The following is a 22,706-nucleotide window of genomic DNA, read 5'->3' as shown; positions in this document are numbered from 1 at the left end:
CACAGTAATCCCGAGCCGCGCAGGGCGGCCCGGGCGGCGTACGTGGGGCCGATCACCCGCGCGGGACCGGAACCTCCGGGGTCCGGTCCCGCGCGGCCGGGAGTCCGGCCCCTGTGCGCGGCGCGGCCGGCTACTCCTCGCCGGCGAGGGTGAGGGTGCGCAGCTTCTGGCCCGCGTACCAGGTGGCGGCGACGGTGACGCCGGCCAGCAGGGCGGCGGCGACCGGCAGGCCGACGTCGGAGGTGATCAGACCCTCGCCGCTGACCTTCTCGGCCAGGGCCAGCGCCCACTGCTGGACGCTCAGGGTGCGGGCGCCGGCGATCAGCGAGCCGAACAGGGCCTCCCAGATCAGGGCGTAGACCAGGCCGATGACCACCGCGTGCCGACTGATGGTGCCGAGCAGCAGGAACATCGCGCTGTAGGCGATCGAGGCGACAAGCGCGGCCACGGTGTACGCGACCGCCACCTGCTGCCCGTTGCCGTTGAGGATCATTCCGGCGATGAACGTGGGGATGGCCGAGAAGGCCATGGTCACGGCGATGGCGACGGTCAGCTTGGTGAGGATGATCGTCGGCCGCTTCACCGGCTTGGACAGCAGGTAGACGATCGAGCCGTCGTCGATCTCCGGGCCGATCGCGCCGGTGCCGGCGATGACGCCGATCAGCGGCACCATGGTGGCGAGCGCGAAGCCGCCGAGAACGTTGGCGGCGACCTGGTCGTCCGCTCCGGTGAAGAGACGGACGGCCACGGCGATCACGATGAGCAGGACGGGCAGCGCGAACAGGACGAGCGCGCGCCGGCGGCCGAGGAGGGCCCGGTAGGTGAGCCGGGCGACTGTGGGGTCGTACATGCGGGTTCAGGGCTCCTTTCAGGCCGCGACGAGGTACGAGAAGACCGATTCGAGGGACTCGTCGGACGGCGAGACCGTCAGCAGCCGGATCCCGTGGGCGCGGGCGACCTGCGGCAGCAGTTCGGTGAACCGCCCGAAGTCCACGGCCTGGATGCGCAGCGCCCCCTCGGCGACGTCTACCTCGATGCCCGCGGTTGACGGGTCGGCGATCAGCGCGGCGGCCAGCGCCCGGTCGTCGGAGGAGCGGACGAGGTAGCGGTGCGGGCGGTCCGTCATCAGGCGGCGGATCCGGCGGAAGTCGCCGGAGGCGGCGTGCCGGCCGGCCACGATCACCTCGATGTGCGAGGCGAGTTGCTCGACCTCCTCCAGGATGTGCGAGGAGAACAGGACCGTACGGCCCTCCGCGCCCATCCGCCGCAGCAGCTCCATGAGCTGCATGCGCTGGCGCGGGTCCATGCCGTTGAACGGCTCGTCGAGCAGCAGCACCGACGGCTCGTGCACGAGGGCCGAGGCCATCTTGACGCGCTGCCGCATGCCCTTGCTGTACGTGGAGATCTTCCGGTCCTGGGCGTACTCCATCTCGACGGTGGCCAGCGCCTTCTGTGCCTCCGCCTTGCCCAAACCGTGCAACTCGGCGTTGGCGACGACGAATTCGCGGCCGGTGAGGAAGTCGTACATCGCCTCCCGCTCGGGGACGACGCCGATCTCCTTGTAGACGGACTCGTTGCGCCAGATCGGCCGGCCGTCGAGGGTGACGCTGCCGGTGGACGGGTCGAGGAAGCCGCCCATCATGTTGATCAGGGTGGACTTGCCCGCGCCGTTGGGGCCGAGCAGGCCGGTGACGCCGGGGCCGATGGTCATGGTGACGTCGTTGACGGCCACCACGTTGCCGAACCAGCGCGAGGCGTGGTCGATGTTGAGGGTCGTCACAGCCCGACCTTTCGGTAGCGGCGCATCAGCACGGCGTACGAGCCGACGATCAGCGCGAGGACGGCGACCACGTAGACCGCTCCGGCTCCGGCGCCGACGGACACCTCGCCCGGGAAGGCGGGCGGAGCACCGAGGAACGCGGTCTGGACGCCGCTGATGAGGGTGAGGGGCGAGAACAGGCCCATCCAGGCGATGGGGTCGGGGTTGTCGGTGGCGTAGGCGATGCCCTGCAGCGTGGTGACCGCGCCGTAGGAGATCGTCAGCACCGCGATCACCGCGGCGACGCCGAAGCCGCGGCGCGGGGTGAGCGCCGCCATGACCAGGCCGATGCCGCCGAAGAGCAGCGAGAGCAGCGCCACGGAGACCAGCCCCTGTCCGAACAGCGCGGTCTGGTCGGCGAAGTCCAGCTTCGCGAGGAGCGCGCCGACGTAGAGGATCACCAGCGGCACGGCGGTGAGGATGAACAGCGCCGCCGCCATCGCGCCGTACTTGGCGAGCACGTAGTCGGTCCGCTCGATGGGCCGCGAGAAGTACAGCGGCACGGTGCGGAACCGAAGGTCGCGGGAGACGGACTGCGGGGCCTGGGCGGCCACGTAGATGCCGATGACGACCTGGAGGTACAGCGCGTACTGGGTGTACTCGATGGCCAGCTTGGGTGCCTTGGTGACGACCGCGACGGCGACGATGATCAGCGCCGGGATGCACATCACGCCGAACAGGAGCATCGGCAGCACCTTGGACTTGGCGCTGCGGCCCAGGCCGTACGCGCCGCGCAGCGACTGCGAGAACAGCGCCCGGCGGGCGTATCCGCGGCCGAGCCGGGGCCCGTCGTACGTGCGGTAGCCGATGTTGTGGATCTGTGTGGTCTCGGGGGCCTGGGAGCTCATCGCGCCGGCACCTCCTCCTGCTGCTGCTCGGAAGCCTGGGGGCGGAACACCTCGGCGATGTGGTGGCGACGCTGCTCCATCCGCACCAGGCCGAGGCCGAGTCCGGCCACGGTGTCCCTGACCAGGTCGTACGTCTCGTCGCCGGTGGCCTCCAGGAGGAGGATGTGGCCGGCGCCCGGCAGGCCCTCCTCCATGCCCTCGTGGAGGACGACGCCGGAGGCGGAGAGCGCGGCGCGCAGCGCGGCGGTGCCGTCGGGGTGGGTGTCGGAGTCGGTGACCTCGACCGCGAGGGTGGTGGTGGTCCGGGTGAAGTCGCTGGTGGAGCTGGAGCGGAGCAGCCGGCCGCCGTCGATGACGACGACGTGGTCGCAGGTGCGCTCCAGTTCGCCGAGGAGGTGCGAGGTGACGAGGACCGAGATGCCGAAGTCGGTCCAGACCCGGCGGATCAGGCCGAGCATCTCGTCCCGGCCGACCGGGTCCAGGCCGTTGGTCGGCTCGTCGAGGAGGACCAGCTTGGGGTCGTGGACGAGGGCCTGGGCCAGCTTCACGCGCTGCTTCATGCCCGTCGAGTAGCCGCCGATGGGGCGGTAGCGCTCCTCGTACAGGCCGACGTGGCGCAGGGTGTCGGCGGTCCGCTCGCGCGCGGCGGTGGCGGGCAGGCCGGACATCCGGGCCATGTGGACGACCAGCTCGGTCGCCGACACGTCCGGCGGGAGGCAGTCGTGCTCCGGCATGTAGCCGACCCGCTCGCGGATGGCGGCGCCGTGGGTGGCGACGTCGAGTCCGAGGACTTCGGCGCGGCCCTCCGTGGCCGGGGACAGACCAAGAAGAATCTTGATCATCGTGGACTTGCCGGCTCCGTTGGCACCCACCAGTCCGGTCACACCGGGCCCGATGTCCAGGGAGAGCCGGTCGAGAGCGGTCACCCGGGGGAACCGCTTGCTGAGGCTTTCGGTGGCGATCACAGTCACGTATTCGACCGTAGTGGTGTGCGCCACAGCAGTCGTCAGCCCAACGGCTCGATCCGTGTCCGACTCCAGTCGTACATGCCCGTAGGGGAGCGACGACGAAAGTCACCACGGCCGTCCGGGCCGCGACGACGTTCGGGGCGTCGTCCACAGGCCTTGTACACACCCCTTGACGCAGACGCCAGGCATTGTCACATTCATCAGTGTCAAGTTACGCGCACGTAGCGCACACGGCGGGACGGACGGGACGGCGGGTGGCATGACTACAGCAACGAGGGGCGAACTGGCCGCGGAGCTGCGCGGGTTCAGGGAGGTCCAGCGGCTCTCCTACGAGTGCGCGGAGGCCGTCGCGGCCCAGCTGAAGCCGGGCGTGACCGAGCGCGAGGCCGCGCGCATGCAGCGGGAGTGGCTGTACGCGCGCGGGGTGAAGGACTGGTTCCACCGGCCCTTCGCCTGGTTCGGCGACCGCACCGCCTTCGTCGACTTCAAGATCCCGCTGCAGTTCTTCCCCACCAACCGGCGGCTGGAGGCGGGGATGCCGTTCATCCTCGACATGGCGCCCGTCTACCGGGGATACACGGCGGACATCGGCTACTCCGGCTGCCTGGGTCTGAACCCGATGCACGACAAGCTGCTCGCCGATCTGAAGGCGCACCGCGAGCTGATCCTGCGCGAGGTGCGAGAGCGCCGCACGCTGCGGGAGATATACGAGGACGTGGACCGGCTCATGGTCCGCCAGGGCTACGCCAACCGGCACCGCGCCTATCCCTTCGGCGTGATCGCCCACAAGATCGACCGGGTGAAGGAGCGGCGCTGGGCGCCGACGCTGTTCGGCTTCGGCACGCAGTCTCTGAAGGGGCTGGCGAGCGACGCGATCCACGGCCACCGGGACGGCTGGTCGCCGCTGTGGTCGCCGTACAAGTTCTCCGACCACCAGCCGCGGCCGGGGCTTTGGGCCGTCGAGCCGCACCTCGGATTCCGCGGCACGGGCGCGAAGTTCGAGGAGATCCTGGTCGTCACGGACTCCGCGGATCCGGAGGAGAGCGCGTTCTGGCTGGACGACGACCTGCCGCACGTGCGGCGCTGGGCCGAGACCGAAGCGGAAGGGAAGGCGGCGTGATGACGGGGCTGAAGGGGGCGCGGGAGCGCTGGGTCCGCACGGGCGGGATCGAGCTGTGCGTCGCCGAGCTCGGCGACGAGAGCCGGCCGACGGTCCTGCTCGTGCACGGCTATCCGGACTCCAAGGAGGTCTGGACGGAGGTCGCGACCCGGCTCGCCGACCGCTACCACGTGGTGCTGTACGACGTGCGCGGCCACGGCCGGTCGACGGCGCCGACGCCGCTGCGCGGCGGCTTCACGCTGGAGAAGCTGACAGACGACTTCCTCGCGGTCGCCGACGCGGTCAGCCCTGACCGGCCGGTCCACCTGGTCGGGCACGACTGGGGCTCGGTGCAGTCCTGGGAGTTCGTGACGGTCGCCCGCGCCGAGGGCCGGATCGCCTCGTTCACCTCGATGTCCGGCCCCTGCCTGGACCACTTCGGGCACTGGATCAAGCAGCGGATGAGCCGGCCGACCCCGCGCCGCGTGGGCCAGTTGCTCGGACAGGGCGCGAAGTCCTGGTACGTGTACATGCTGCACACGCCGGCGCTGCCGGAGCTGGCCTGGCGCGGGCCGCTGGGCAGGCAGTGGCCGAAGATCCTGGAGCGGTTGGAGAAGGTCCCGGCCGGGGACTACCCGACGTCCTCGCTGCCCTCGGACGCGGCGCACGGCGCCTGGCTGTACCGGGACAACGTGCGGTCCCGGCTGCTGCGGCCGCGCCCCGACCCGTACGCGCACGCCCCGGTCCAGCTGATCACGCCGCTCGGCGACTCCTTCCTGTCGGAGCGGCTCTACGACGACCTGGGCACCTGGGTGCCCGAGCTGACGCGGCGCACCCTGACCGCCAAGCACTGGGTGCCGCGCACCAGGCCCGACCAGCTGTCCGCGTGGATCGCCGACTTCGTCGACACGCACGAGGGCCCGCAGGCCAAGGCGCCGCGGACGGCGGCGAAGAGCGAGGCGGACCCGGCGTACGCGGAGCGGTTCGGCGGCCAGCTGGTGCTGGTGACCGGAGCGACCAGCGGCATTGGCCGGGCGACGGCGTTCGCCTTCGCCGAGGCCGGGGCGCGGGTGGTCGCGGTGGACCGGGACTCGGAGGGCGCGGCCCGCACGGCGGAGATGGCCCGGCTGATCGGCGCCCCGGAGGCCTGGGGCGAGACCGTCGACGTCTCCGACGAGCAGGCGATGGAGAAGCTGGCCGCGAAGGTCGCCGACGAGTACGGCGTGGTGGACGTCCTGGTCAACAATGCCGGGATCGGGCTGAGCGGTTCCTTCCTCGAGACCACCAGCGAGGAGTGGAAGAAGGTCCTCGACGTCAATCTGTGGGGCGTCATCCACGGCTGCAAGGTGTTCGGGGCGCAGATGGCCGCGCGCGGACAGGGCGGCCACATCGTCAACACCGCGTCGGCGGCGGCGTTCCAGCCATCCCGGGCGCTGCCCGCGTACAGCACGTCGAAGGCGGCGGTGCTGATGCTGAGCGAGTGCCTGCGTGCGGAGCTGGCCGGGCAGGGCATCGGCGTCACCGCGATATGCCCGGGCATCGTCAACACCAACATCACGGCGACGGCCCGGTTCGCCGGGGCGGGCGAGGAGGAGCAGTCGCGTCGCCGGAAGCACGCCTCGCGGCTGTACGGGCTGCGCAACTATCCGCCGGAGAAGGTCGCGGACGCGATCCTGCGGTCGGTGCTGCGCAACGAGGCGGTCGTGCCGGTCACGCCGGAGGCGCACGGGCTGCGCTTCATGTCCCGGTTCACGCCGCGGGCGCTGCGCGCGCTGGCCCGGGTGCAACCGCCGGCGTAGCCGCGGGGTCCGCGGAGGGCGACGGCCGGGCCCGGGCTCCGGGACCGGCCGTGGCATCCTTCGGCAGACAGGGCTGGAGGAGCGAGTGGTGGCTGAGCGGGCGGGATCGGAGCGGGCGGAGCCGGAGCGGTCCGGGTCGGAGCGGCCGGGGTCGGAGCGGGCCGGGTCGGAGCGGGCCGGGTCGGAGCGGCCGGAGCCGGCGGCGGAGTACCGGGGGAGCGAGTACCGGGCGGCCGAGTACCGGATCGAGGATCTGGCGCACCACAGCGGCGCCACGGTCCGGACGATCCGTGCCTACCAGGACCGCGGACTGCTGCCGCGGCCGGAGCGCCGGGGCCGGTCCAACGTGTACGGGGACGCGCATCTGTCCCGGCTGCGGCAGATCGCGGACCTGCTGGACCGCGGCTACACCCTGGCCTCGATCAAGGAACTCCTGGAGGCCTGGGACACCGGCCGGGGGCTCCGCGGAGTGCTCGGCCTGGTCGCCGAGGTCGACGGGCCGTGGACGGACGAGGAGGCGGACCGGATCTCGCGCGCCGAGCTGGACGCCCGCTTCGGCGGGAAGCCCGACGAGGACGCGATCCGGGACGCGATAGAGCTGGGCGTGCTGGTGCCGGTCCAGGACCGGGACGAGGAGTTCCTGGTCCCCAGTCCGCAAGAGCTGGCGGTGGCCGCCGAGTTGTACGCGGCTGGGGTTCCGCTGTCCGCAATCACGGGTCATCTGAGGGAACTTCGTGGGCACGTCGAGCACATAGCGTCCCGTTTCCTGGAGTTCACCACGGAGCACGTCTTCGCGCGCTATCTGGAGCACCGGCCGCCGACGGACGCGGACGCGACCGCCGCGGCGACGATGGTGCGACGGCTGCGGCCGCTGGCGCAGCAGACCGTGGACGCGGAACTGGCGCGTGCCATGCGGCTGTTCGCGCACCGGCATCTCCAGCACCATCTGACGGCGAACGAGCTGCTGCTGAAGGGCGAGGAACCGTGTCAGGTGTCCCTGCCGCCGGAGACGATCCGGGCCGTGGAAAGGCTTGTTGGCCAGGGGAACGTCTCGGCGTTCGTCACGGCGGCGGCCGAACGCGAGGTGCAGGCCCGGACATTGGACGCACTCACGGCAAGTCACCCGAAGCAGAACTGATTTGACCAAAACAGTTTAATTAGCTGGCCAGTTGTCCACAGAGTCGCCAATTCCCTTGTGGATAACTCCAGTTCGCTGTGGATCAAACCTCCTCGCCCGAAATCGATGGTGGAGCTTCTCAGACATCGGGCATCCTGACCCGATGGACGAGCGACCCATGGACGAGCGCCGCACCGTGAAGGTGTCGAAGTACCTGTCGAAGCATCTGCGACACCAGCCGGAGCGGATCGGGCTGGCCCTCGACGCGCAGGGCTGGACGGAGATCGACGCACTGCTGCGCGCGGCCGCCGCGCACGGCTTCCCGATCACCCGCGCCGAGCTGGACCATGTGGTCGCCGCCAACGACAAGAAGCGGTTCGCGATCGAGGGGACCCGGATCCGGGCGAGCCAGGGCCACACCGTGGAGATCGACCTGGACCTGCCGGAGGCGGAGCCGCCCGCGTACCTCTACCACGGCACGGTCGCCCGCTTCCTCGACGCGATCCGCGCCGAGGGGCTGCGCCCGATGGCCCGCCACCACGTGCACCTGTCGGTGGACCGGGAGACCGCGACCCGCGTCGGCGCGCGCCGCGGCCGGCCCGTGGTGCTCAGCGTGGACGCGGGCGCCATGCACCGCGACGGCCATGTCTTCCACCTCAGCGCCAACGGCGTCTGGCTGACCGACGCCGTCCCGCCCCGGTACATCCGCTTCCCCGACTGATTCCCAGGCTGATTCCCAGGCGTACGCGCACCCGTGCCCGTACGCCCCCGGGCTGAGGCATGATCGACGGATGGCACATCCGCATCTGCCCACGACCGAGTCGGCCGTGACCGCGATCCGCGAGATCGCCCGGTCCGAGAACCGCGAGCTGACGGTCACCGACGACATCGGCGCGGACCGGACCTCACGCCGCACCTCCGCCGGCGCCTTCGCCGTGCTCGACCCGGACGGCTCACTGCCGCACGAGGCCTTCGTCGAGCTGGGCGGCTCCCCCGCGGTGAGCGTCCAGCTCTACCCCGAGGACGACGCCCGGATCACCGTGGACGGGGTGGAGTTCGCGGACGTGCCGCGCGACTCCGTCCCTGCCTTCCTGCGCTCCGTCTACGCGGGCCTCGCCCATGTGAAGGGCCGGTTCTGGCCCGCGGGCTGGTGGCTGGTGGTGCCGGTGCCCGGCGACGAGACCTACAAGGAACTCGTGCTCGCCGACACCCTCACCCCGTGGCTCAGTTCCCGGGTGCGCTGACGCCCAGCTGGGCCAGGCCCTCCGCGGCGATCTTCTCGTAGACCGCCTCGTCGGCCTCGAACACCGAGTCCGCGATCGGCATGTGGATCACGATCTCGTCGAAGCCCAGCTCGAAGTGGCGCCCGGCGAAGTCCACGAAGGCGTCGAAGGACTCCAGCGGACGGTCCGGGGTGAAGCCCGTGAGCAGGATCTTGTCCATCCCGGCCACGTCCCGGCCGGCCTCGGCGCAGGCCGCGCCGAGCTTCTCGACCTGGCCGCGGATCGCCTCGTACGACTGCTCCGGCGTGCCCTCCTCGAAGAGCTTCGGGTCGCCCGTCGTCACCCACGCCTGGCCGTGCCGCGCCGCCAGTCTCAGACCGCGCGGCCCGGTCGCCGCCACCGCGAACGGCAGCCGCGGCCGCTGCACGCAGCCGGGGATGTTGCGCACCTCGTCCGCCGAGTAGAACGTGCCCCGGTACGAGACGACGTCCTCGCTGAGCAGCCGGTCGAGCAGCGCCACGAACTCGCCGAACCGGTCCGCCCGCTCCCGCGGCGTCCACGGCTCCTGGCCCAGGGCCGTCGCGTCGAAGCCGATACCGCCCGCGCCTATGCCCAGGGTGATCCGGCCCCCGGACACGTCGTCCAGCGTGATCAGCTCCTTGGCGAGGGTGACCGGGTGCCGGAAGTTGGGCGAGGTCACCATCGTGCCCAGCCGGATCCGTTCCGTGGCGCCGGCCGCGGCGGTCAGCGTCGGCACGGCGCCGAACCAGGGTCCGTCCCGGAAGGTGCGCCAGGACAGGTGGTCGTAGGTGTACGCGGCGTGGAAACCGAGCTGCTCGGCACGCAGCCACTGGTCGCGGCCGCCCTCGTGCCAGCGGCGGGTCGGGAGGATCACGGTGCTCAGACGCATACCCCCGACAGTACGCGGCGGCGCCGACACTCGGCACCGGAGCACCGGCCCCATGGGGGCCGGTGGGGCGTGTGCGCCCCCTGCGCCCCGTGTCCCCCCGTGTCCCCCCGCGTCCCTCCCGGCCGCCGCCAAGTGCGCCTCTCAAATGTGCGGGCAACTGCACGCACGTGCATCCGGTGCGTGAGAATGGACGAGTGACCTCACCCCTCCCCGGGCGCGACGCGGCGCCGACTCCGAGACTCATCGCCACCGACCTCGACGGCACGCTGCTCCGCGACGACAAGTCCGTCTCGCCCCGGACCATCGCCGCACTCGCCGCCGCCGAGGCCGCCGGGATCGAGGTCTTCTTCGTCACCGGTCGCCCGGCCCGCTGGATGGACGTCGTCAGCGAGCATGTGCACGGCCATGGCCTCGCGATCTGCGCCAACGGCGCCGCCGTGGTCGACCTCCACTCCGGAGGAACGTTTCTTGAGGTGCGTCCGCTGGCACGGCCGACCGCCCTCGACGTCGTCCACCGGCTGCGCGAGGCCGCGCCCGGCACCTCCTTCGCGGTCGAGCTGACCACCGGCATCCACTACGAGCCGCTGTACCCGCCGTTCTTCCTCGACCCCGGCGCGACGGTCGCCACCGCCGAGAAGCTGCTCTACGAGGAGGCCCCGGACGCGGCGGCCCCCGTGCTGAAGCTGCTCGCCCAGCACCCCGAGCTCGACCCCGACGCTTTCCTGGCACTGGCCCGCGCAGCGGCCGGCGACCGGGCGTCGTTCACCCGGTCCAGCCCGACCGCCCTGCTCGAGGTCAGCGGACTCGGCGTCTCCAAGGCGTCCACGCTCGCGCACTGCTGCGCCGAGCGCGGCATCACGGCCGAGGAGGTCGTCGCCTTCGGCGACATGCCCAACGACATCGAGATGCTGACCTGGGCGGGCCGCTCGTACGCCATGGGCAACGCGCACCCCGAGGTGGTCGCCGCCGCCTCCGGCCGGACGGTCGCCAACAACGAGGACGGCGTCGCCGTCGTCATCGAGGAGATCCTGGCCGGCCTCTGACCGGGTCCGGCACGGCGCCCGGGTCCGGCGCGAGGGCCGACGGCGCGTCCGGCACCGGGACGGGAGCGGGCGCGAAACCAGGAGCGGGCACGCCTCCCGGACCTGGAGCCGGAGCGGGCGCGGCCGGCACGGGAGACAGAGCCGGAGCCGGTTTCGGTACCGGCGCTGGGACGAGCCCGTCCTGACCTGCGGCGTCCGGCAGCGGCGGGCCTCCGGCGCCCGACGCCGAGCCCGGCAGGACGACGGCCCGCAGCCGCACCCCTCGCTCGGCCAGCCAGCGGGCCGGGTCCACGCCCGAGCCCAGCTGGGGCGTCAGCCGCGTCTCGAAGTGCAGGTGGGGGCCGGTGGAGTTGCCGGTCGTCCCGGACTGTCCGATCCACTGCCCCGGCCGCACCCGTTCGCCCGCCTCCACGGCCGCCGACGCCAGGTGCGCGTACTGCGAGTACCAGCCGCCGTCGTGGCCGACGACCACCTCGATCCCGAAGCCCCCGCCGCAGGACACCCGGACCACCCGGCCCGCGCCGACCGCCCGCACGGGCGTGCCGATGGGCACGGCGAAGTCCTGGCCGGTGTGCCGGCGCGCCCAGCGATCGCCCGCGCTGTCGAAGCCCGCGGAGAGCGCGTACGCCTCCACCGGCGCGACCCAGCGGACGCCGGACGGCGGGCCGCCGGGCTGCTCGATCCGCACCGCGCCCCGGCAACTGCCCGCGGCGACGCTGCGGTTCGCCTCCGCCTGGAGGCTCCACGCCGCCTCTTCGAGCCGGGTCTCGATGCCCCGCTTGATCCGGTCGAGCCGGGCCACCCGCAGCTCGAGCTCGTGCCGGGCGCCGCGGGCCGCGCCCTCCGCCGCCGCGAGCCGGGCCTCCGCCCGACGGGAGCCGTCGAGCAGCCGGCTCACGGCCGCCTCAGCCTGGGCGGCGAGCTGCTGACCGCGCATCAGCTGATCGGGGTTCTTCGAGAGCAGCAGCCGGGCGGTGCGGGTGAGCGAGCCGCCCTCGCGATACTGCGCGCGGGCGACGCCGCCCACCTGCTCGTGCAGCACGGCGAGCTCACGGCGGTGCCCGGTCAGCCGCTGCTCCAGGGCCGTGGCCTTGACCCGCTGGACCTCGGCGGCCCGCCGGCCGCGCTCGTACGAGGCGACCGCGCGCGCGGTCTCCTGGTACAGCCGGGCCACCTCGGGACCGAGGCTCGGACCGTCGGAGGCGACGGCCGGACGAGCCCCCATCAGGCACAGCGCGAGCAGCGCGACGAGCAGCGGCACAGGGCGGGGCCACCGGTCGTATGAGTTGCGCATGGTCGGATCGTCACCCCGCGGCGGCCCGGATCGCGGCAGCACACGGGCGTCGTACGGCCGGACGGCCTACGAACATCCGACGATCGGACCGCGGCACCCCGCCACCGAGTCACCGGGTCACCGGTGAAGGAGTCACCCGGCCCCATATCGCCTACAGCGGCGCCTGCCACACCACACTCGTCCCGCCGCCGTCCTCGCCGATGCCCGGCTCGCACCAGCTCGCGCCGCCGAGGGACTCCGCGCGCCGGGCCAGGTTCCGCAGTCCGCTGCGCCGGCCGCCCTCGGGGATGCCCACGCCGTCGTCCGCGACCGACAGCCGTACCCCCGGCGTCCCGTCCTCGAGCCTGGCCTTGGCGTCCACGACGACCTCGATCCGGGTGGCCTCCGCGTGCCGGAACGCGTTGGAGAGCGCCTCCCGCAGGGCGGCGACGAGGTTCTTGCCGGTCAGCTCGCCGACCGTCGCGTCGACCGGGCCGAGGAACCGGTGCGCGGGCTTGAAACCCAGCGGCACCGCGGCCATGTTGATCTCCCGCAGCACGCGGGTGCGCAGCCCCGACGGGGCCTCGGCCGGGCCCTGCTGGAGGGCGAAGATCGCGGTGCGGATCTCCTGGATGGTGACGTCGAGTTCGTCGACCGCCTTGCCGACACCCTCCCGCACGGCCGGCACGACCGATTTGCGCTGGGCGCTCTCCAGCATCATCCCGGTGGCGAACAGCCGCTGGATCACCAGGTCGTGGAGGTCGCGGGCGATACGGTCGCGGTCCTCGTAGACGGCGAGCCGCTCCCGGTCGCGCTGCGCCTCGGCCATCATCAGCGCCAGCGCCGCCTGCGAGGCGAAGTGGGTGGCGAGGGTGCGCTCGGCCTCCGTGAACCGGCGGGCGCCGCGGGCCCGGGGCGTGGCGAGCGCGCCGAGGACCCGCCCACCGCTCTGCAGCGGCAGCAGCATGCTCGGCCCGTACTCGGCGGCGACCCTGCTGAGTACGCGCGCGTCGGCGGAGGCGTCGGTGACGAACACCGGCTCGCCCGCGAGCAGCCGCTCCACGACCGGGCTCTCCGGTGGGATCACGATGCCGAGCACCTTGGCGGGCTGGTCGGCGGAGACGGCGACGATCTCCAGTCCGCCGTCCTCGGCGGGCAGCAGCACGATGCCCGCGGCCGCGTCGGCGAGCCGGCGGGCCTGCTCGGCGACGACGGTGAGGGCGTCGTCGGCGTCGCCGCCGGAGAGCAGCGCGGTGGTGACGGCGACCGAGCCGTCGATCCACCGTTCGCGCTGCCGGGCGGCCTCGTAGAGACGGGCGTTGCCGATGGCGATGCCCGCCTCGGTGGCGAGCACGCGGACCATGTGCACGTCGTCTTCGCTGAACGCGCCGCCGCCCTGCTTCTCTGCGAGGTAGAGATTGCCGAAGATCTCGCCCTGGACGCGGATGGGGACGCCGAGGAAGCTCCGCATCGGCGGGTGGCCGGGAGGGAATCCGGCGGAGCGCGGGTCGGCGGTCAGATCGTCGAGTCGGATCGTCTGCGGCTCCCGGATCAGCGCGCCGAGCAGACCGGCGTGCCCGTCGGGACGGCGGCCGATGAGCCGGGCGGTCTCGTCCGGGACGCCGTGCGTGACGAAGTCGGAGAGCCCCTCGCCCTCCTCGTCGACCACGCCGATCGCCGCGTAGCGGGCGTCGGCGAGCTCGGCGGCCGTCTCGCAGATGCGGTCCAGGGTGGAGTGCAGCTCCAGACCGGTGCCGACGGACCGCATGGCCTCCAGCAGGTGCGGGACGCGTGCCGTCAGCTCGGTGGACAGGCCCTGGAGACTGCGGGTGGCCTGGGTGGCGGCTTCGAGCGGGTCCGGAGCGTCGGGCACGGTCATGCCCCGAGAGTAGTAAGTCCGTTTTGGCGAGAAAAGCCGGAGTGACGGCGCGCCCCGGGTGGGGTAACCGCGCGCCGCCGGCCGTGCGAGGGACCCGCGCGCGCCGTCAGCCACTCGCGCGCCGTCAGCCGCGGCGGGTGAGCAGTTCGGTCGCCCGCTCGCGCTCCAGCATCGTCCGCAGCGGTCCCTCGGCGGCGGCCAGCTCCGCGTACGTGCCGCGCTGCACGGTTCGGCCCTCGTCCAGGACCACGACCTCGTCGACGGCGTCGAGGCCGCGCAGCCGGTGGGTGATGAGGACGGTCGTCCGGCCCTCGGTGACCTGGAGCAGGTCGTCGGTGAGCGCGTCCGCCGTGGCCAGGTCGAGGTGTTCGGCGGGCTCGTCGAGGACGAGGACGGGGAAGTCCGCGAGCAGCGCGCGGGCGAGCGCGAGCCGCTGGCGCTGGCCGCCGGAGAGCCGGGCGCCGTGCTCGCCGACGAGGGTGTCGAGTCCGTCGGGCAGCCCGTCGACCCAGTCGAGCAGCCGGGCCCGGTCGAGCGCGGCCCGCAGTTCGTCGTCGCCGGCGCCGGGGCGGGCGAGCCGCAGGTTCTCCCTCAGCGAGCTGTCGAAGGTGTGGGCGTCCTGGGCGCACAGGCCGACGAGGCGTCGGACGTCGTCGCCGTCGAGGGCGTCCGCGGCGGTCCCGCCGAGCCGGTACGCGCCGGCCCGGACGTCCAGGAACCGCAGCAGCGTCTGGGCGAGGGTGGTCTTTCCGGAGCCGGACGCGCCGACGACGGCGACCCGGCGGCCGGCCTCCAGGGTGAGCGTGAAGTCGGCGAGGGCGTCCCGGTCCTGCCCGGCGTACCGCGCACTCAGCCCGTCGAGGACCAGCGGGAACGGGCTGTCCGGCGCGGCGGCCGGGTGCTCCGGCTCGTGCACCGGGACCGGTGCGTCGAGGACCTCGTGCACCCGCTCCGCACTGCGCTTGACCCGCTGCCGGTACTGGACGGCGAGCGGCAGCCCGTTCACCGCCTCGAAGGCGGCGAGCGGGGTGAGCACGAGGGCCGCGAGCGCGACGCCGTCGAGCCGGCCCTCCCGTACGCCCTGGACGCCGACGACGGCGGCCGCCGCGACGGTCAGACCGCAGGCGAGCGCGGTGAGGCCGGCGCTCAGCGCGGTGGCGGCGGCCTGGCGGGAGGCGATGGAGGTGAGGGTGCGGTCCGCGCGGGCGGCCCGGTCGAGCCGGTCGCGCAGCGCACCGGCGACGGTCAGCTCGGCGCAGCCGCGCAACAGGTCCGCGACGGCCGTCGCGAGCACCCCGCGGGCGGGGGCGAGCCGGTTCTCGGCGCGACGGGAGAGCGTCACGCCGAGGAGCGGTACGGCGACGCCGGCGACCAGCAGGCCGGCCGCGAGCACGGCCCCGGCCTCGGGCAGCAGCCACGCGGTGAACCCGACGGAACCCGCGCCGACCAGCAGCGCGGCCCCGGCCGGGAGCAGCCAGCGCAGCCAGTAGTCCTGGAGCGCGTCGACGTCCTGGACGAGCCGGGACAACAGGTCGCCGTGCCGGGTGCGGCGCAGTCCGGCGGGGGCGATGCGCTCCAGGCGGCGGTAGACGGAGACCCGGAGCTCGGCGAGCATCCGCAGGACGGCATCGTGCGAGACGAGCCGCTCGGCGTACCGGAACACGGCCCGGCCGATGCCGAACGCGCGCGTCGCGGTGACGGCGACCATCAGGTACAGCACGGGAGGCTGCTCGGAGGCGCGCGAGATGAGCCAGCCGGACACCGCCATGAGGCCCACGGCGGAGCCGAGTGCGAGCGTCCCGAGCAGCAGGGCGAGGCTCAGCCGGCCCCGCAGCTCCCCGCCCATGCGGCGCACACGGGCGAGCGGGGACAGCCGCGAACCGGCGGCGGAGGAAAGCTCGGTGACCTCGGGGCCGGCGGTCGACGGCGAGGGCTCGGCGTCCCCCGCCGGCTCCCGGCCGCCCGCACGCGCACCGGCTCCCACAGCCGTACCCGCATCCGCCCCCACGCCTGTACGCGCATCCGCTCCCGCGCCGGACGGCAGTACGCCCGTCCAGGCCGTCTCCACTCCGGTCTGGTTCCCGGTCCGGGCGGCGGCCGGCGCGGCCGCGTCGGCGGCCCACGTTCCGCGCAGCTCGACCACCCGGTCGGCGACCGCGAGCAGCGCCGGGCGGTGTACGACGAGCAGGACCGTACGGCCCTGGGCCAGGCGGCGGACCGAGTCGACGACGGACTCCTCCGTCGCGCCGTCCAGGGCGGCCGTCGGCTCGTCCAGGAGCAGCAGCGGACGGTCGGCGAGGAACGCCCGTGCCAGGGCGAGCCGTTGACGCTGGCCCGCGGAGAGACCCGCGCCGTCCTCGCCGAGCACGGTCTCCTGACCGGCCGGCAGCCCGGCGACGAACTCCCCGGCCCCCGCGTCCCGCAGGGCCCGGTCCACCGCGGCGTCGTCGGCGTCCGGGCGGGCGAGGCGGACGTTCTCGGCGATCGTCCCGGCGAAGAAGTGCGGTCGCTGCGGCACCCATGCGATCCGCTCGCGCCAGGCCGCCAGGTCCAGCGACCCGAGGTCGGCGCCGCCGACGCGCACCGAACCGCCGTCCGGTTCCGGGGCCGTGAAGCCCAGCAGGACGTCGAGCAGCGTGGACTTGCCGGCCCCGCTCGGCCCGACCAGGGCCACCGTCTCCCCGGGTTCGAGGACCAGGGAGGCCGCGTCGAGGGAGGGCTCCGCCCGCCCCTCGTGCCGCACCGTGACGTCGGTCAGCTCGATCCGCGGAACACCGGCGCCGACAGCCTCGCGGCCGCCCGTACGGACCGGGGACTCCAGGACCGCGAAGATCTCCTCCGCGGCCGCGAGCCCCTCCGCCGCCGCGTGGTACTGCGCGCCGACCTGGCGGATCGGCAGGTACGCCTCGGGCGCGAGGACCAGGATGACGAGCCCGGTGTACAGGTCGAGGCCGCCGTGGACCAGGCGCATGCCGATGGTGACGGCGACCAGCGCCACCGACAGCGTGGAGAGCAGTTCGAGCGCGAAGGAGGAGAGGAAGGCGATCCGCAGCGTTCGCAGCGTGGCCTGCCGGTACTCGGAGGTGATCGCGCGGATCGACTCGGCTTGGGCCTTGGCCCGTCCGAACACCTTGAGCGTGGGCAGTCCGGCGACGACGTCGAGGAAGTGGCCGGACAGCCGGGAGAGCAGCTTCCACTGCCGGTCCATCCGGGCCTGCGTGGCCCAGCCGATGAGCACCATGAAGACCGGGATCAGCGGCAGGGTGATCACGATGATCGCCGCCGACACCCAGTCCTCGGTGACGATCCGCGCGAGCACGGCCACCGGCACCACGACGGCAAGGCCGAGCTGCGGGAGGTAGCGCGCGAAGTAGTCGTCGAGGGCGTCCACTCCACGGGTCGCCAGGGCCACCAGCGAACCGGCCCGCTGGCCGCTGAGCCAGCCCGGCCCGAGCGCCGCCGCCCGCTCAAGGAGCCGCCCCCGGAGCTCGGACTTGACCGCCGCGCTGGCGCGGTGGGCGGCGAGCTCGGTCAGCCACGAGACCAGCGCCCGGCCCACCGCCACGCCCGCGAGCAGCAGCAGCGGCTCGGTGAGGGAGGAAACCGACAGGCCCTTCTGGAAGGCCCCCACCACGACCTCGGCGATCAGCATCGCCTGGGCGACGACCAGCGCCGCCCCGACCAGGCCGAGAGCCACCACAGCCGCCAGGAAGAAGCGGGTGGCCTTGGCGTAGCGGAGCAGACGCGGGTCGATCGGTTTCACGTGAAACATCCCTCGCTGGTGGGCGATGCTGAGTGGGCGATGTTCAGTGGGCGATGTGCTGGGTGCCGATCCGCTTGCGGAACACCCAGTACGTCCAGGACTGGTAGAGGAGCACCAGCGGGGTCGCGATCACCGCGCACCACGTCATGATCTTCAGCGTGTACGGGCTCGACGAGGCGTTGGTGACCGTCAGGCTCCAGTCCGGGTTGAGGCTGGACGGCATGACGTTCGGGAAGAGCGTCAGGAACAGCATCGCAACCGCGGCGACGATCGTGATACCCGAGAGCGCGAACGACCAGCCCTCGCGCCCGGCCTTGATCGCCCCGATCGCGCCGAGCAGCGCGACCACGGCCACCGCCATCGCCCCCAGGCTCCAGCCGTCGCCCTTGTCGAGCTGGGTCCACAGCAGGAAGACCACCGCGACCACGGCCGTCACCAGGCCCAGCTTCAGCGCCAGGGCCCGCGCCCGCACCCTTATGTCCCCGACCGTCTTGAGCGAGGCGAACACCGCGCCGTGGAAGGTGAAGAGGGAGAGGGTGACCAGGCCGCCCAGCAGGGCGTACGGGTTGAGCAGGTCCCAGAGGCCGCCGACGTACTCGAACTCGGCGTCGATCTTCACGCCGCGCACGATGTTGCCGAAGGCGACGCCCCACAGGAAGGCCGGGAGCAGCGAGGTCCAGAAGATGGCCTCCTCCCAGTTCCGCTGCCAGTTCTCCTCGGGCCGCTTGGCGCGGTACTCGAAGGCGACGCCGCGCACGATCAGACAGACCAGGATCAGCAGCAGCGGCAGGTAGAAGCCGGAGAACAGCGTCGCGTACCACTCGGGGAACGCGGCGAAGGTCGCTCCGCCGGCCGACAGCAGCCACACCTCGTTGCCGTCCCAGACGGGTCCGATGGTGTTGATCAGAACCCGCTTCTCGGGACGGCCGCGGGCGAGCAGCTTGGTGAGGACGCCGACTCCGAAGTCGAAGCCCTCCAGGAAGAAGTAGCCGGTCCACAGGACGGCGATCAGGACGAACCAGACGTCGTGGAGTTCCATGACTCTCTCTCCTCTGCCTCAGTACGAGAAGGCCATGGGCCGGTCGGGGTCGCGCTTGTCGTGGCCGCCGATGGTGGTGGGCGGGTTGAGGTCGTCCTCGGTGAGCTCCGGGGGACCGGCCTTGACGTACTTCACCATCAGCCGGACCTCGACCACGGCGAGGATCGCGTAGAGCGTGGTGAAGACGATCATCGAGGTGAGCACCTCGGCCTGGGAGACGCCGGGGGAGACCGCGGCCTGGGTGCGCAGCACGCCGTAGACGACCCACGGCTGACGGCCCATCTCGGTGAAGATCCAGCCCCAGGAGTTGGCGATCAGCGGGAAGAGCATGGTCCACAGCGCGAGCACCCAGTACCAGCGGGTGAACCGCGCGCCGAGCGGCTTCCTGAAGAGCACGAGATGCGGCACCTCGTCCTCGCCGGTCCGCAGTGCCTGCGGCAGCATGAACTTCTTCCGGGTCAGCCACAGCCCCAGGACGCCGAGGGCGAGCGAGGCCATGCCGAAACCGATCATCCAGCGGAAGCCCCAGTACGCGACCGGGATGTTGGGCCGGTAGTCGCCGGGACCGTACTTCTCCTGCTCGGCCTTGTTCACGTCGTTGATGCCGGGCACGTACGACTCGAAGTCGTCGTAGGCCAGGAAGGACAGCAGGCCCGGCACCTCTATCGCGACCACGTTGTGGCCCTTGTCCACGTCGCCGACGGCGAAGATGGAGAAGGGGGCCGGGGCCTCGCCGTCCCAGAGCGCCTCGGCTGCGGCCATCTTCATCGGCTGCTGCTGGAACATGACCTTGCCGAGCATGTCGCCGCTGAGGGCGGTGCCGAGGCCGGCGATGACCAGCGTGACCAGGCCGATCCGCAGCGAGGAGCGCATGACCGGCACGTGCTTCTTGCGGGCGAGGTGGAAGGCGGAGATGCCGACCATGAAGGCGCCGCCGACGAGGAACGCCGCGGTCATGGTGTGGGCGAACTGGTTGAGCGCGGTGTTCTGGGTGAGCACCAGCCAGAAGTCGGTGAGCTCGGCCCGGCCCCGCGCCTCGTTGATGCGGTACCCGACGGGGTGCTGCATCCAGGAGTTCGCCGCGAGGATGAAGTAGGCGGAGAGGATCGTGCCGATGGAGACCATCCACATGCAGGCGAGGTGGATCTTCTTCGGCAGCTTGTCCCAGCCGAAGATCCACAGGCCGATGAAGGTGGACTCGAAGAAGAACGCGATCAGCGCCTCGAAGGCGAGCGGGGCGCCGAAGATGTCGCCGACGAAGCGGGAGTAGTCGGACCAGTTCATGCCGAACTGGAACTCCTGCACGATGCCCGTGACGACGCCCATGGCGATGTTGATCAGGAAGAGCTTGCCCCAGAACTTGGTCGCCCTGAGGTACTTCTCCTTGCCCGTGCGGACCCATGCGGTCTGGATGCCGGCCGTGAGGGCCGCCAGCGAGATCGTCAGGGGAACGAACAGGAAGTGGTAGACGGTCGTGATGCCGAACTGCCAACGCGCCAAAGTCTCTGGCGCCAGAGCGAGGTCCACGTCGTCCTCTCCTTACGTCGGCGTGGTCAGACGGCAGTTTGCCCCTTTGATCCCACCCATTACGGGAAGAAAGAGACACGCTTGTGAACGCGTTCACATTCACAAGCATTATGGCTCATACGAAATCCGTACCTTCAGCCGGGGTCCCCCTACCGAAGGCCGCCCCTTCCCAAGATCTTCAACATATTGTTGAATCCGGGCCATGACCCTTCAGATCAGAATCTCCTGGCCCGCCGGCCACACCACGGCCACCATCGACGAAACCCCCACGAGCGCAGCGCTCGTGGGGGCTCTCCCGATCGTCTCCACCGCCCGCACCTGGGGCGAGGAGGTCTACTTCGACACTCCGGTCTCCGCCCCGCTCGAGTCCGGGGCGCGCCAGGTCGTCGAACCCGGCACCGTCGCGTTCTGGACGGAGGGCGACGCGCTCGCCCTCCCCTACGGCCCGACACCGATATCGCGCGGCGAGGAGTGCCGGCTCGCCAGTCCCTGCAACGTACTCGGCGCACTGGACGACGACCCGCGGATCCTGGCCACCGTGCGGGACGGCGACCCGATCCGCGTCGAACTCGTCAGGGGCTGACCAGCCGCCCTCAGCGCTCCTTGCGGAAACCCTCCGCCACCTTGAGGAACAGGTCGTTCGCCTCCTCCTCGCCGATGGTGACGCGCACGCCCTCGCCCGCGAACGGCCGCACCACCACGCCGTGCCGCTCGCACTCCGCCGCGAAGTCCACAGTCCGCTCGCCGAGCCGCAGCCAGACGAAGTTCGCCTGGGTGTCCGGCACGGTCCAGCCCTGGGCCACGAGCCCCGAGTGGACCCGCGCCCGCTCCGTCACCAGCGAGCCCACCCGGCCGAGCAGCTCGTCCTCGGCGCGCAGGGAGGCCACCGCCGCGTCCTGCGCCAGCTGGCTGACGCCGAACGGCACCGCCGTCTTGCGCAGCGCGGCGGCCACCGGCTCGTGGGCGATCGCGAAGCCCACCCGCAGGCCGGCCAGGCCGTACGCCTTGGAGAAGGTGCGCAGCACGGCCACGTTCGGCCGGTCGCGGTAGATCTCGACGCCGTCCGGGATGTCGGCGTCCCGGACGAACTCCCGGTACGCCTCGTCGAGCACGACCAGGACGTCGGAGGGCACCCGGTCCAGGAAGCGCTCCAGCTCCGCCCGCCGCACGGCGGTGCCGGTGGGGTTGTTGGGGTTGCAGACGAAGATCAGCCGGGTGCGGTCGGTGATCGCCTCGGCCATCGCGTCGAGGTCGTGCACATCGCCGTCCGTCAGCGGGACCTGCACCGAGGTCGCGCCGCTGATCTGGGTGATGATCGGGTACGCCTCGAAGGAGCGCCAGGCGTAGATCACCTCGTCGCCGGGGCCGGAGGTGGACTGCAGCAGCGACTGGGCCACGCCGACGGAGCCGGTGCCGGTGGCGAGGTGCGAGACGGGGACGCCGAAGCGGTCGGCGAGCTCGTTCATCAGGCCCGTGCAGGCCATGTCGGGGTAGCGGTTGAAGCTCCCGGCCGCGGCGACGGCGCTCTCCATCACGCCCGGCAGCGGCGGGTACGGGTTCTCGTTGGAGGACAGCTTGAAGGCGACCGGGCCACCCGCGGCGGCCGGCTTGCCCGGCTTGTAGGTGGGGATGGTGTCCAGCTCGGCGCGCAGCCGGGGCCCGCCCGCGTTCGCTCCGCTGGGGCTGGTCTCGCTCACTGTGGTCCTCCTCGACCGTCCGTACCCAATACTCCTCACCTTATGAGGATTCGCCTCCGGTGAGGAGGGGCGACCGAGGGGGAACCTCGGAGCGGCCTTGGCGAAGCCCCCGGACCGACCGCGGCGAGGCCTCCGGACCGACCGCGTCGAAGCCTCCGGACCGACCGCGGCAAGGCCCCCGGACCGGCCGCCGCGGAGCCTCACCGAGGGCGCCCGCGCACCTCCGAAAAACCCGGGGGAGCGCGCGTCAAGGTGGCGTGCGCCGGTGGCGAGCGCCCTGGCGCGCATCGCCCGTAGAGGTGAGTTGAGACCTCTTCGAGACCTGCGCCCCTTACCAGGCACATGCAGGATGACAACCACAGCTCCCATGGCGAAACCCCGAACGCCCTTGGTTTTAACGGGTGTTACCGGCTTCCGGCCATGCAGAAACGTGCCTGTCAATGCTTGCATATGCGACCGGCCCAACCCACTCGCCTCGCCCTACTATCGGCTCGCCATGACAGCAGCAGGGAAGCACCAGGTGAGCCGGGCACAGACCCGGGGAAGCCGGCAGGGCCGGGCAGGCATCCGGGACGTGGCCGCCGCCGCCGGGGTCTCCATCACGACTGTCTCCGACGCGCTCAACGGCAAGGGCCGGCTCCCGGACGCCACCCGCCGCCACGTCCGCGAAGTCGCCGACCGACTGGGCTACCGCCCATCCGC

18 protein-coding genes and 1 pseudogene are annotated in these 22,706 nt (G+C 72.2%); 8 read left to right on the top strand and 11 right to left on the bottom strand.

Going from position 1 to position 22,706, the window contains the following annotated elements; all coding sequences use genetic code 11:
• Window positions 1-130: 130 nt before the first annotated feature.
• The 4 genes from ACGFMM_RS28600 to ACGFMM_RS28585 are packed head-to-tail and all read right to left on the bottom strand — an operon-like array spanning window position 131 to window position 3,632.
• Window positions 131-850: an ABC transporter permease gene (locus ACGFMM_RS28600; RefSeq protein ID WP_393649347.1), complete on the bottom strand. Its 720-nt coding sequence runs from the start codon at window positions 848-850 to the stop codon at window positions 131-133.
• A gap of 18 nt (window positions 851-868) precedes the next feature.
• A complete protein-coding gene (locus ACGFMM_RS28595) occupies window positions 869-1,780 on the bottom strand; it encodes an ABC transporter ATP-binding protein (protein WP_393649346.1) in 912 nt (303 codons plus the stop codon).
• Window positions 1,777-2,667, bottom strand: a complete 891-nt coding sequence (locus tag ACGFMM_RS28590) for an ABC transporter permease (protein ID WP_393649345.1) — start codon at window positions 2,665-2,667, stop codon at window positions 1,777-1,779. Before ACGFMM_RS28590 ends, ACGFMM_RS28595 begins: the two co-directional genes overlap by 4 nt.
• Window positions 2,664-3,632, bottom strand: coding sequence for an ABC transporter ATP-binding protein (locus tag ACGFMM_RS28585; RefSeq protein ID WP_393649465.1), 969 nt, complete (start codon window positions 3,630-3,632; stop codon window positions 2,664-2,666). Before ACGFMM_RS28585 ends, ACGFMM_RS28590 begins: the two co-directional genes overlap by 4 nt.
• A 262-nt stretch (window positions 3,633-3,894) precedes the next feature.
• Here ACGFMM_RS28585 and ACGFMM_RS28580 point away from each other — a divergent pair, with 262 nt between their 5' ends.
• From ACGFMM_RS28580 to ACGFMM_RS28560, 5 genes are all read left to right on the top strand, one after another.
• Window positions 3,895-4,755, top strand: a complete 861-nt coding sequence (locus ACGFMM_RS28580; RefSeq protein WP_393649344.1) for a M24 family metallopeptidase — start codon at window positions 3,895-3,897, stop codon at window positions 4,753-4,755.
• The gene (locus tag ACGFMM_RS28575) at window positions 4,755-6,533 is read left to right on the top strand and encodes an SDR family oxidoreductase (RefSeq protein ID WP_393649343.1); all 1,779 of its coding nucleotides are present in this window, start codon (window positions 4,755-4,757) and stop codon (window positions 6,531-6,533) included. Before ACGFMM_RS28580 ends, ACGFMM_RS28575 begins: the two co-directional genes overlap by 1 nt.
• Before the next feature lie 244 nt (window positions 6,534-6,777).
• The gene (locus tag ACGFMM_RS28570) at window positions 6,778-7,671 is read left to right on the top strand and encodes a MerR family transcriptional regulator (protein WP_393649464.1); all 894 of its coding nucleotides are present in this window, start codon (window positions 6,778-6,780) and stop codon (window positions 7,669-7,671) included.
• A gap of 157 nt (window positions 7,672-7,828) precedes the next feature.
• Window positions 7,829-8,371, top strand: coding sequence for an RNA 2'-phosphotransferase (locus ACGFMM_RS28565; protein WP_393649463.1), 543 nt, complete (start codon window positions 7,829-7,831; stop codon window positions 8,369-8,371).
• A 70-nt stretch (window positions 8,372-8,441) separates the two neighbouring features.
• Window positions 8,442-8,894 (top strand): hypothetical protein, encoded by a 453-nt coding sequence (locus ACGFMM_RS28560; RefSeq protein WP_393649342.1) that lies wholly within the window; start codon window positions 8,442-8,444, stop codon window positions 8,892-8,894.
• On the opposite strand, the gene ACGFMM_RS28555 is transcribed toward ACGFMM_RS28560, so the two are convergent.
• Window positions 8,875-9,783, bottom strand: a complete 909-nt coding sequence (locus ACGFMM_RS28555) for an LLM class flavin-dependent oxidoreductase (protein WP_393649341.1) — start codon at window positions 9,781-9,783, stop codon at window positions 8,875-8,877. The genes ACGFMM_RS28560 and ACGFMM_RS28555 overlap by 20 nt on opposite strands.
• A 194-nt stretch (window positions 9,784-9,977) precedes the next feature.
• Here ACGFMM_RS28555 and ACGFMM_RS28550 point away from each other — a divergent pair, with 194 nt between their 5' ends.
• On the top strand, window positions 9,978-10,826 hold the full coding sequence (locus ACGFMM_RS28550) for a Cof-type HAD-IIB family hydrolase (protein WP_393649340.1): 849 nt from the start codon (window positions 9,978-9,980) through the stop codon (window positions 10,824-10,826).
• A gap of 250 nt (window positions 10,827-11,076) precedes the next feature.
• Here the strand turns inward: ACGFMM_RS28550 and ACGFMM_RS28545 are convergent.
• From ACGFMM_RS28545 to ACGFMM_RS28525, 5 genes and pseudogenes are all read right to left on the bottom strand, one after another.
• Window positions 11,077-12,120 (bottom strand): annotated as a pseudogene (locus ACGFMM_RS28545) (M23 family metallopeptidase); the annotation flags it as partial.
• Between the two features lie 151 nt (window positions 12,121-12,271).
• Window positions 12,272-13,978, bottom strand: a complete 1,707-nt coding sequence (locus ACGFMM_RS28540; protein WP_393649339.1) for a GAF domain-containing sensor histidine kinase — start codon at window positions 13,976-13,978, stop codon at window positions 12,272-12,274.
• A gap of 124 nt (window positions 13,979-14,102) precedes the next feature.
• On the bottom strand, window positions 14,103-17,741 hold the full coding sequence (gene cydD / locus ACGFMM_RS28535; RefSeq protein ID WP_393649338.1) for a thiol reductant ABC exporter subunit CydD: 3,639 nt from the start codon (window positions 17,739-17,741) through the stop codon (window positions 14,103-14,105).
• Window positions 17,742-17,784: 43 nt separating this feature from the next.
• The gene (gene cydB / locus ACGFMM_RS28530; RefSeq protein ID WP_393649337.1) at window positions 17,785-18,780 is read right to left on the bottom strand and encodes a cytochrome d ubiquinol oxidase subunit II; all 996 of its coding nucleotides are present in this window, start codon (window positions 18,778-18,780) and stop codon (window positions 17,785-17,787) included.
• An 18-nt stretch (window positions 18,781-18,798) separates the two neighbouring features.
• The gene (locus tag ACGFMM_RS28525; RefSeq protein WP_393649336.1) at window positions 18,799-20,307 is read right to left on the bottom strand and encodes a cytochrome ubiquinol oxidase subunit I; all 1,509 of its coding nucleotides are present in this window, start codon (window positions 20,305-20,307) and stop codon (window positions 18,799-18,801) included.
• A gap of 202 nt (window positions 20,308-20,509) precedes the next feature.
• Between ACGFMM_RS28525 and ACGFMM_RS28520 the strand changes: the two genes are divergently transcribed.
• Window positions 20,510-20,890 (top strand): cyclophilin-like fold protein, encoded by a 381-nt coding sequence (locus ACGFMM_RS28520; protein WP_393649335.1) that lies wholly within the window; start codon window positions 20,510-20,512, stop codon window positions 20,888-20,890.
• A gap of 10 nt (window positions 20,891-20,900) precedes the next feature.
• On the opposite strand, the gene hisC is transcribed toward ACGFMM_RS28520, so the two are convergent.
• Complete coding sequence (hisC, locus tag ACGFMM_RS28515) at window positions 20,901-22,004, bottom strand: histidinol-phosphate transaminase (RefSeq protein WP_393649334.1); 1,104 nt, start codon at window positions 22,002-22,004, stop codon at window positions 20,901-20,903.
• A gap of 496 nt (window positions 22,005-22,500) precedes the next feature.
• Between hisC and ACGFMM_RS28510 the strand changes: the two genes are divergently transcribed.
• Window positions 22,501-22,706 (top strand): LacI family DNA-binding transcriptional regulator (locus ACGFMM_RS28510; protein WP_393649333.1); only part of this gene is annotated, 206 nt, incomplete at its 3' end.

It is taken from the genome of Streptomyces sp. NPDC048604 (assembly GCF_043199435.1).
Classification (GTDB): domain Bacteria; phylum Actinomycetota; class Actinomycetes; order Streptomycetales; family Streptomycetaceae; genus Streptomyces.
This window is presented reverse-complemented; position numbering and strand designations above follow the sequence as displayed.

Coding starts and splice junctions, on each gene's coding strand:
- ACGFMM_RS28520 (WP_393649335.1), top strand. CDS start 20,510: ATGACCCTTCAGATCAGAATCTCCTGGCCCGCCGGCCACACCACGGCC.
- cydB (WP_393649337.1), bottom strand. CDS start 18,780: ATGGAACTCCACGACGTCTGGTTCGTCCTGATCGCCGTCCTGTGGACC.
- ACGFMM_RS28555 (WP_393649341.1), bottom strand. CDS start 9,783: ATGCGTCTGAGCACCGTGATCCTCCCGACCCGCCGCTGGCACGAGGGC.
- ACGFMM_RS28575 (WP_393649343.1), top strand. CDS start 4,755: ATGACGGGGCTGAAGGGGGCGCGGGAGCGCTGGGTCCGCACGGGCGGG.
- ACGFMM_RS28600 (WP_393649347.1), bottom strand. CDS start 850: ATGTACGACCCCACAGTCGCCCGGCTCACCTACCGGGCCCTCCTCGGC.
- ACGFMM_RS28560 (WP_393649342.1), top strand. CDS start 8,442: ATGGCACATCCGCATCTGCCCACGACCGAGTCGGCCGTGACCGCGATC.
- ACGFMM_RS28540 (WP_393649339.1), bottom strand. CDS start 13,978: ATGACCGTGCCCGACGCTCCGGACCCGCTCGAAGCCGCCACCCAGGCC.
- ACGFMM_RS28580 (WP_393649344.1), top strand. CDS start 3,895: ATGACTACAGCAACGAGGGGCGAACTGGCCGCGGAGCTGCGCGGGTTC.
- ACGFMM_RS28565 (WP_393649463.1), top strand. CDS start 7,829: ATGGACGAGCGCCGCACCGTGAAGGTGTCGAAGTACCTGTCGAAGCAT.
- ACGFMM_RS28590 (WP_393649345.1), bottom strand. CDS start 2,667: ATGAGCTCCCAGGCCCCCGAGACCACACAGATCCACAACATCGGCTAC.